At 42.9% G+C, this 2,009-nt stretch carries 2 protein-coding genes; both read left to right on the top strand.

Features of this window, described 5'->3' with window-relative positions; all coding sequences use genetic code 11:
* Positions 1–769 (top strand): DEAD/DEAH box helicase (locus MO867_RS21765; RefSeq protein ID WP_252473059.1); only part of this gene is annotated, 769 nt, incomplete at its 5' end.
* On the top strand, positions 759–1,877 hold the full coding sequence (locus tag MO867_RS21760) for a hypothetical protein (RefSeq protein WP_252473057.1): 1,119 nt from the start codon (positions 759–761) through the stop codon (positions 1,875–1,877). The genes MO867_RS21765 and MO867_RS21760, both read left to right, overlap by 11 nt.
* Positions 1,878–2,009: the final 132 nt, after the last annotated feature.

Genomic DNA, 2,009 nt, shown 5'->3' with positions numbered 1-2,009 from the left:
ATCGATTACCAATAACCAACTGGCAGGGCAGTTACACAGAATTATTTACACCCTCGCACAGTTACTTACACAGTATCGTATGGCACCACCAATAGGAACCATGGTATCTCATTGCTTTTATGACAATGATCTAGCCAATGGTGATAGGGCAATACCTGATATCTATCCTTCCGGACATAGGCTGTTTAATGCTTACGTCACTTGGGTGGATACACAAGCTAATGGTAAAGGATCACATCACCTCAGTGATAAAGGTGTCAGTATTTACAACCGTTCTGAAGCCAATGCTATCGTCAAGTTGCTGTCTGAAATAAGTGGAAATTCAGAATTTATTGCTAGTCTGTCAGGTCATGTGAAAGGTGGAGAGGCAGCAATCGGTGTTATCTGTATGTATGGCGAACAAAGAAGAATTCTTCGCCAGAAACTCAAAGAAGCCGCCTGGGGTGAAGATTTTAAAAGCCTGATAAAAATTGACACGGTTGATAGCTACCAGGGCAAAGAGAACCGAATCATAATTCTTTCAGTTACACGGTCTATCGCAGACCAATCACCTGGTTTCCTACGGTCCCCTAATCGTATTAACGTCGCATTGTCTCGCGCCATGGATCGGTTGATTATCGTAGGTGATACCCGAATGTGGAAGGGGAAAAATCAAAACCTGCCCTTAGGGAAAGTGCTGTCTTACATAGAAAAACAAGATGACAACCAGTACCAAGTGGTGCCTGTTCAGCGAAGCAACATGAAGCGAGGTAAGAGAAATGGAAAGTAACAAAATACCGTTTCATGAAATCGATTTTTTACTGCCTGTTCATCGCTTCGCTATTGAGTTTTCGTACGTAACAAAACGAAGACTACCATTCATTCGAGAGTTTGCTTTAAGGCTTATTCATTTAGCACCCATGGCTCCCGAATCATTGGCGAGGTACTTAGATTTATCATCTCGAGAGCTAAAAGAGGTGCTGAGAGATCTTGTTGACAAGGATGAGCTAACGTATTGCGATGACGGTTTGATTGACCTAACGCCACGAGCGAGAGGATACTTTGTTGATGAAGGCGATTCACCGCAGGTCACAAGTATTGAGACCAAGAATATCACTTTGTCGTTCGAGTTGGCTGGATTTAATTGTATCCGGACAAATTTCGTTCGAGATGGCTGGCATGCTGGCATCTCCGTCCCTGTTTCTAGTGAAAAACGGGGCCTGAGCGATAAATACGCAAGTAAAGGTTTTCAAGCACAATTCTATTATTTATTAGAGCTAGGCTATATGCCGGATATTTCTCCTAGAGATGCAGAGACGTTACCTTCAATTTACAAGATGGACGCTGTTACACGGGTGGGGCAGGGCAACAAACGACTACCTCATACATTCTTCTTTGATGACTTTGGCAATCTTGTTGAAAGGGAGGATCTTGATACATTTAAATATGATGAGCCTGTTTTTGATGCTATTACCCGGACTATCAATAATTTTCATCAGATAAATAACTTGCCTGATGTAGCGGATGCAATGCAGGCAGTAGGTGACGATGTAACAGGGGAGTTCATTTCCTCTAGTGGTATTGATGTATCTAGCTTGATTCGCGAAATTGCTCGCTCTCGCGAGCATGAATCAAAGTTACAGCTAATGTTGGGTCCTATTTACCAAGAGGGCAACTGGCAATACATCAAATCTCGCTTGAGTAGTGAACTTAAACAACTAAAAGAGCACCACCAGGATGGTGTTAAAGAGCTAACCTGGCTGGCGCCTAGCGATAGTTTTTGGGGGAAGTCGGACAGATATACGGCTGTTAAGTCATGGTTAGAAGAGAGTGCTATGACAACTGGCAATAACCCAAAGCGGTTATTTAAACCAAAGTTCTATTTTCCTAACTCTTGATGTTCTGCTCAAGGATTATCTTGGTGGATCGGTAGGATTTGAGAGTCCAATAGATTTGGGGAAGCTGTAGTTGGCTGGATAGCTGATAGCTGATAGCTGATAGCTGATAGCTGATAGCTGATAGCTGATAGC

The organism is Microbulbifer okhotskensis, assembly GCF_023895975.1.
Lineage (GTDB): Bacteria > Pseudomonadota > Gammaproteobacteria > Pseudomonadales > Cellvibrionaceae > Microbulbifer > Microbulbifer okhotskensis.
The sequence above is the reverse complement of the archived record's forward strand: the minus strand, read 5'-3'. Positions and strand labels throughout refer to the sequence as shown.

Bases quoted from the DNA above. Each gene is read 5' to 3' on its own strand.
- MO867_RS21760 (WP_252473057.1), top strand. From the start codon at position 759: ATGGAAAGTAACAAAATACCGTTTCATGAAATCGATTTTTTACTGCCT.